This is a genomic window from Mycobacterium sp. TH-M11 (assembly GCF_057473725.1).
Genome location: NZ_JBYCLD010000121.1, coordinates 1 through 6,920 on the forward strand (window position 1 = coordinate 1; position 6,920 = coordinate 6,920).

Annotated in this window: 7 protein-coding genes; 6 read left to right on the forward strand and 1 reads right to left on the reverse strand. The window is 64.4% G+C overall.

Features of this window, described 5'->3' with window-relative positions; all coding sequences use genetic code 11:
* The 5 genes from AC2VOG_RS05205 to AC2VOG_RS05225 all read left to right on the forward strand — a co-directional run.
* Positions 1-167, forward strand: a 167-nt coding sequence (locus AC2VOG_RS05205) for a class I SAM-dependent methyltransferase (RefSeq protein WP_486938857.1), incomplete at its 5' end; no start/stop codon positions are given.
* 27 nt (positions 168-194) lie between these two features.
* The gene (locus AC2VOG_RS05210) at positions 195-1,055 is read left to right on the forward strand and encodes a cyclopropane mycolic acid synthase family methyltransferase (RefSeq protein WP_486938851.1); all 861 of its coding nucleotides are present in this window, start codon (positions 195-197) and stop codon (positions 1,053-1,055) included.
* A 23-nt stretch (positions 1,056-1,078) separates the two neighbouring features.
* Positions 1,079-2,341 (forward strand): 3-oxoacyl-ACP synthase KasB, encoded by a 1,263-nt coding sequence (gene kasB, locus AC2VOG_RS05215; protein WP_486938852.1) that lies wholly within the window; start codon positions 1,079-1,081, stop codon positions 2,339-2,341.
* Positions 2,342-2,381: 40 nt separating this feature from the next.
* On the forward strand, positions 2,382-3,245 hold the full coding sequence (locus tag AC2VOG_RS05220; RefSeq protein ID WP_486938853.1) for a cyclopropane mycolic acid synthase family methyltransferase: 864 nt from the start codon (positions 2,382-2,384) through the stop codon (positions 3,243-3,245).
* An 8-nt stretch (positions 3,246-3,253) separates the two neighbouring features.
* On the forward strand, positions 3,254-4,153 hold the full coding sequence (locus AC2VOG_RS05225) for a cyclopropane mycolic acid synthase family methyltransferase (protein ID WP_486938854.1): 900 nt from the start codon (positions 3,254-3,256) through the stop codon (positions 4,151-4,153).
* Here AC2VOG_RS05225 and AC2VOG_RS05230 read toward each other — a convergent pair.
* Positions 4,150-4,575: a DUF732 domain-containing protein gene (locus tag AC2VOG_RS05230; protein WP_486938855.1), complete on the reverse strand. Its 426-nt coding sequence runs from the start codon at positions 4,573-4,575 to the stop codon at positions 4,150-4,152. The two genes, AC2VOG_RS05225 and AC2VOG_RS05230, sit on opposite strands and share 4 nt — an antisense overlap.
* A 297-nt stretch (positions 4,576-4,872) precedes the next feature.
* On the opposite strand from AC2VOG_RS05230, the gene AC2VOG_RS05235 reads away from it, so the two are divergent.
* Positions 4,873-6,920 (forward strand): cellulase family glycosylhydrolase (locus AC2VOG_RS05235; RefSeq protein ID WP_486938856.1); only part of this gene is annotated, 2,048 nt, incomplete at its 3' end.

A 6,920-nucleotide genomic window follows, 5' to 3' on the forward strand; every position in this document is an offset into this window, starting at 1 on the left:
TGGACACCTGGGCCAAGGCACTTGAAGCGCACAAAGACCAGGCGGTCGAGCTCAAGGGCGAGCAGACCTACGAAACGTTCTTGAAGTACCTGACGGGTTGCCGGGAGCTGTTCCGTGACGGTTACACCGACGTCTGCCAGTTCACGATGGAAAAGGCAATGGCGTAAGCGACTTTCGAGGACATGGTGACACAGATGACTGATCTCAAGCCGTACTACGAAGAGTCTCAAGCGGCATATGACATCTCCGATGATTTCTTCGCGCTGTTCCTCGATCCGACGATGGCGTACACCTGTGCGTACTTCGAGCGCGACGACATGACGCTGGAAGAGGCGCAGAACGCCAAGTATGACTTGGCATTGCGCAAGCTCAACCTCGAGCCGGGAATGACGGTGTTGGACGTCGGTTGCGGGTGGGGAGCGGGACTGGTCCGGGCGGTGACGGAGTTCGACGTCAACGTCATCGGAATCACGCTCAGTCGCAACCACTGCGCGCGCAGCGCGGCCACTCTGGCGAGGATCGGTACCGAGCGCCGTGCGGAGGCGCGCCTGCAGGGGTGGGAAGAATTCGACGAGAAGGTTGATCGGATCTTCACCATCGAAGCGTTCGACGCGTTCAAGAAGGCTCGCTACGCCGCGTTCTTCGAACGCGCCTACGACATTCTGCCCGACGACGGTCGAATGTTGTTCCACAGCATATTCACCTACCCGCAGACCTATTGGCGTGAGCATGGCATCAAGGTGACGATGAGCGATCTGCGCTTCGTCCGATTCCTCGGCAAGGAGATCTTTCCCGGTGGGGAGATGGCGGGTCGCGACGACATCTACGAGTACTCGCAAGGCGCCGGATTCCATATCCAGGACGCCTTTTTGATGCCGGAGCACTACATCCGGACCCTGGACATGTGGGCGGACAATCTGCGCCACAACCGTGAACGCGCCGTCGCCGTCCAGTCCGAGGAAGTGTACGAGCGCTACCTGCGCTATCTGACCGGCTGCGCAGACCTCTTCGAACGAGGGATCAGCAATGTCGGGCAGTTCATCCTGACTAAGTAGTGGCCCGGAAGCGAGGTGCGGACATGGCCAGAGGGACTCGGCTTTCCACCGGGAATGGCCTCCCCGAGGTAGTGGTCACGGGTGTCGCGATGACGACGGCGCTGGCGACGGACGCCGAGGACACCTGGAAGAAACTGCTGGACGGACAAAGCGGCATCCGTAAGCTCGAAGACCCCTTCGTCGAGCGGTTCGACCTCCCGGTGCGTATCGGCGGGCATCTGCTCGAGGACTTCGACCACGAGCTGAACCGCAAGGAACTGCACCGGCTGTCGTACCTGCAGAAGATGGCGGTCATCCTGGGCCGTCGGGTCTGGGCGAATGCCGGTTCGCCAGAGGTGGATCCACGCAGATTGCTGGTCTCGATCGGCACCGGGCTCGGCTCCCCGGAGGAGCTGGTCTGGGGTTACCAAGGCATGGTGGAACGCGGTATGAAGGCGGTCTCGCCGCTAGGCGTGCAGAAGTACATGCCCAACGCGGCGGCCGCTGCCGTGGGTCTGGAGCGTGGCGCCAAAGCAGGTGTCTTCACCCCGATCTCGGCGTGCGCGTCCGGCGCCGAGGGGATCGCGCAAGCCTGGCGCAACATCGTCTACGACGAGGCTGACATCGCAATCTGCGGCGGTGTCGAGACCAAGATCGAAGCGGTTCCCATCGCGGGATTTGCCGCGATGCGCATCGTGTTGTCCACTCACAACGACGACCCGACCGGCGCGTGCCGGCCGTTCGACGCCGACCGCAGCGGCTTTGTATTCGGCGAGGCCGGCGCGTTGCTCGTCATCGAGACTCTTGAGCACGCAAAGGCGCGGGGCGCAACCATTCTCGGCCGGCTGATGGGCGCCGGAATCACCTCGGACGGCCACCACATCGTGGCGCCCGATCCGCAGGGCGAGCGCGCGGGCTACGCGATGACCCGAGCGATCGATCTTGCGGGCCTGGCTCCGACCGACATCGACCACATCAACGCACACGCCACCGGAACCAGGATCGGCGATCTGGCCGAGGCCCAGGCAATCAACAACGCCATGGGCGGGCACCTCGCCGCGGTGTATGCACCGAAATCCGCTCTCGGTCATTCGGTCGGGGCGGTCGGTGCCGTGGAGGCGATTCTGACAGTGCTGGCGCTGCGGGACGGCGTAGTCCCGCCGACGCTGAACCTGCACCGCATCGATCCAGAGATCGACCTGGATGTCGTGGCCGGTGACGTACGGGTGGGGGACTACCGATACGCGATCAGCAATTCCTTCGGATTCGGTGGCCACAACGTGGCCCTCGCGTTCGGAAAGTACTAGAAGGGGGGGTGCTCTCGGCCCCAGCCGAGAGCACATTGTCATGCCGAAAAACCTAACACCGCATTTCAAAGACGTGCAGGCGCACTACGACCTGTCCGACGAGTTCTTCCAGCTCTTCCTCGACCCGACCCAGACCTACAGCTGCGCCTACTTCGAACGCGACGACATGACGCTCGAGCAAGCCCAGATCGCCAAGATTGACCTTGCGCTGGGCAAGCTGGGCCTGCAGCCCGGCATGACGCTGCTCGACATCGGCTGCGGCTGGGGGGCCACCATGCGGCGCGCCGTCGAAGCCCATGACGTCAACGTCATCGGCCTGACGTTGAGCAAGAACCAGGCCGTCCACGTGGAGGCCATGTTCGCCGGCATGGACAGTCAGCGCACCAAGCGGGTGCTACTGGAGGGTTGGGAGAACTTCGGCGAACCGGTCGATCGGATTGTGTCCATCGGCGCCTTCGAGCACTTCGGTCATGAGCGCTACGAGGACTTCTTCACCATGGCCCACGCCGTTCTGCCGCCCGACGGTGTGATGCTGCTACACACCATCTCCGGGTTGACGCTGCCGCAGATGGCCGACCGTGGCATGCCGCTGACCTTCGCGATGGCCCGGTTCATCAAGTTCATCGCCACCGAGATTTTCCCCGGCGGGCGGCTACCCACCATCGAGATGGTTGAAGAGCATTCGGCCCGAGCGGGTTTCACTCTGACCCGAAGGCACTCGCTGCAGCCCCATTACGCCAGGACCCTCGACTGCTGGGCGGCGGCGCTGGAAGGCAACAAAGACAAGGCGATCGAGATCCAGGGCCAAGAGGTCTATGACCGCTACATGCATTACCTGACCGGGTGCGCCAACGGATTCCGCACCGGCTACATCGACGTCAACCAGTACACCTTGCAGAAGTAGGCCTGGCGATGACTGATACTCCGGCCGCCAGGACCTTACGGCCGCATTTCGCCGACGTCCAAGCTCACTACGACCTCTCCGACGACTTCTTCGCGCTGTTCCAGGATCCGACCCGCACTTACAGCTGTGCCTATTTCGAGCCGCCGGAGCTGTCACTGGAACAGGCCCAGATCGCCAAGATCGATCTCAATCTCGACAAGCTCGACCTGCAGCCCGGAATGACGCTGCTCGACATCGGCTGCGGTTGGGGTTCCACGATGAAGCGGGCGATCGAGCGCTACGACGTCAACGTCATCGGGCTCACCCTGTCGAAGAATCAACATGCCTACGCGCAGCGGCTACTGGACACCATCGCTACCGATCGTGAGCGCCGAATACTGCTGCACGGGTGGGAAGAGTTCGATCAGCCGGTCGACCGAATCGTTTCTATTGAGGCGTTCGAACATTTCGGGCACGAGCGCTACGACGACTTCTTCGTACGGTGTTTCGACATCATGCCCACGGACGGGCGAATGACGATCCAGAGCAGCGTCAGCTACCACCCCTACGATCTGAATGCGCGCGGCAAGAAGCTGACGTTCGAGACCGCCCGCTTCATCAAGTTCATCCTCACCGAGATCTTCCCCGGCGGCCGACTGCCCACCACCGACATGATGGTTGAGCACGGCCAGAAGGCCGGTTTTACTGTTCCAGAAGCGCTTTCGCTGCGGCCGCACTACATCAAGACCCTGCAGGTCTGGGCCGATGCGTTGGAAGCCAACAAGGAAAAGGCCATCGAGATTCAGTCCGACGAGGTATACCAGCGCTACCTGAAGTACTTACGCGGCTGCGAGTACTACTTCATCGACGAAGTCCTCGACGTCAGCCTGGTCAGCTACCTCAAACCCGGCGCCGCGAGGGGCTCCTAAAACCCGGGAATAGCCGGAATGGCTGGGATTCCACCCGACAAGCCGGGGATCCCGACCGACATCCCCGGGATCTGCGGCAGATCCGGCATCTGGCCGCTGGCCAGTTGCGACAGCATCTGCGGGCAGTAGATTTGCACGGCGATCTCGGTGAACAGCTGCGCCATCTGGGGCGACATGCTGGGCCCGCCGCCCAGGCCGGTGACCGGGGCCGCCACAGCTGCGGCGGTGCCGGCCGGCTCGGTCAGCATCGGGCAGACGGATTGGCCGAGGGCAGCCGTTGCGGCGGGGTCGGCGACCGGGATGCCAGCCCCGGCCAGATCGGACAGGAACGAGGAGTCCACCGGGCTCGCCTGCGCCGGTGCCGCCAACCCCGTGGTGGCGATCAGGCCTACTAAGCCCGCCCCCGCGCCCGTCTTGCTCATGAAGCCTCGCATGCATCCCCCTCGTCTTGGTTCGGCGCCGAGCGGTGCCCGAGATTTGTCCGAACGTTCTTGTTGAAATCCTGCATCAAAGCGGTAACACCGGCGAGTCGGCCGGGTCACGGTTTGCCTACGGCGCTGTCTCGCCCGGGCCAACGCCGCAATTTCGGGACTTTGGGCCGAAATCGGGGCTCAGCCCGCTAGGTTGTTGGAATCGTTCATGGTGGGCACATCCAATGCTCAGCTATGTGGGGACGCGAAAGAGGTCCACGCCAGATGGCTCGACGTCGTAGTGGGAAGTTGAATCGTCGGCTGGGCGCCGCAGTGGGTTCGGCTCTGGTGGCCGGTGTGGCCGTGCCGGTCCCGGCGGGCGCCGACGTGATCGGCGACGTGCTTGAGCAGGTGATGGCACCGTTCGTGGGTGCGGACACCCACAGCGTGGACTGGTCCGCGCTGTCGAGGCCGGCGGCCTGGGACGCATTCTTCGATCCGGAGCACTGGAACGACGTCCTCGCCGGGTTGTCCGCCGCGCCGAGCGCGGGAGCGGCCGATGCGACGATGTGGTTGCAGCAGCTCATCTACACGCCGCTGCACTCCGGCATCGAAAGCTGGATCCACAGCACCGGTCACACGCCAATCCTGGACGGGCTCAACGACCTCAGTAGGGCGCTGGGCTGGGGTGCGATGATCGCCGACGGTACGGCGGGAACCGAGGCGCATCCCGACGGCGGTGACGCGGGCTGGCTGTTCGGCGATGGCGGCGCCGGCTGGGACAACACCGCAGTCGGTGGCGGAGGGGCCGGGGGAGCGGCGGGCATGTTCGGAAACGGCGGTGCCGGCGGCGACGGCGGTGAGGGCGGTCTCGGCGGCAATGGGGGAGACGGCGGTGCCGGCGGCTGGTTGATCGGCGTCGGCGGGGCCGGTGGGGACGCGGGCAACGGGGTCTATGGCGGCGCCGGAAGCTTGCCGGCGCTGGGCGGCGCCGGCGGCGCGGCCGGCATGTTCGGCATCCACGGTTCGGTCGGGCATTTCGGCACTCTGGCCGGCGCCCCGGCCAGCGGCCCCTACACCGGCCTGTCCACCACCGGCGCCTGGATCACCGACAGCGAAGGCAGGGTGGTGATCCTGCACGGGCTCAACCAGGTCTACAAGATCGCGCCGTATACCCCGGGCGCCGACGGGTTCGGCGACGATGACGCCGCGTTCCTGGCCGCCAACGGCTTCAATGCCGTCCGGGTAGGCGTGCTCTGGGCGGGCGTGGAGCCGCAGCCCGGCGTGTTCGACCCCGATTACCTCGCCGCGATCAAGCAGACCGTGCAAACCCTGTCCGACCATGGCATTTACAGCATCCTCGACTTCCACCAGGACTTCTACAGCGCCGGCTTCGGCGGCGACGGCGCGCCGGAGTGGGCGGTGCTGACCGGTGGGTTGCCCAACCCCGACGTGGGTCAGATCGGCACCTACTTGTTCAACCCCGCGCAGCTGCATGCCTGGGATGCGTTCTGGTCCAACGCCAAAGCCGGGGACGGCATCGGTCTGGCCAACCACTACGCGCGTTCCTGGCAGTACGTCGCCGACTACTTCAAGGACGATGCCAGTGTGGCCGGCTACGGCATCATCAACGAGCCGTGGCCGGGCTCGCCGTGGCTGTCGGGCGTGCTGGGCAGCCCACACTTCGATGCCCAGACCCTGACGCCGTTCTACAACCAGATGGCCGCGGCGATTCGCTCCGTCGACCCCAACACCCCGGTGCTGTTTGAGCCGACCTTTCTGTTCAACACGGCGATACCGACGTCGCTGGGCGCCGTGGACGATCCGCACGGGATCTTCGCGTTCCACAACTACTGCCTGGCGAATTCGGTCTTCGAAATCGACTTCGGCTGCGGGCTGAATTTCGACATCCTGTTGAACAACGCTGCGACATATGCCGACTCGCACAATATTCCGGCACTGATGACCGAGTTCGGTGCCACCGCCAACGCCGGTGTCATCGCCAACACGCTGGCGCACACCAATCCCTTCCGGTACGGCTGGATGGAGTGGGCCTATACCGGCGGTGACGTCGCCAGCAGCTCACCGGAGGGCCAGGCGCTGGTCTTCGACACGAATCTGCCGCCGGTCGGCGACAACGTCGACGCCGCCAAACTCGCAGCGCTGGCCGAGCCGTACCCGCAGACGATCGCCGGTGTGCCGAACGCCTGGTCATTCGTGGGCGGCATCTTCCACTTCAACTACTCGACCGCGATGGCTGACGGTTCGGGCAGCTTCGCCGCCGACGCGCAGACCCGGATTGTGATGCCGGCTCTGCAGTACCCGAACGGCTACCAGGTGGATGTCATCGGCGGGCA

What these genes read in the sequence shown, in the direction of transcription:
- AC2VOG_RS05210 (WP_486938851.1), top strand. Translation starts at nt 195, where the DNA reads ATGACTGATCTCAAGCCGTACTACGAAGAGTCTCAAGCGGCATATGAC.
- kasB (WP_486938852.1), top strand. Translation starts at nt 1,079, where the DNA reads ATGGCCAGAGGGACTCGGCTTTCCACCGGGAATGGCCTCCCCGAGGTA.
- AC2VOG_RS05220 (WP_486938853.1), top strand. Translation starts at nt 2,382, where the DNA reads ATGCCGAAAAACCTAACACCGCATTTCAAAGACGTGCAGGCGCACTAC.
- AC2VOG_RS05225 (WP_486938854.1), top strand. Translation starts at nt 3,254, where the DNA reads ATGACTGATACTCCGGCCGCCAGGACCTTACGGCCGCATTTCGCCGAC.
- AC2VOG_RS05230 (WP_486938855.1), bottom strand. Translation starts at nt 4,575, where the DNA reads ATGAGCAAGACGGGCGCGGGGGCGGGCTTAGTAGGCCTGATCGCCACC.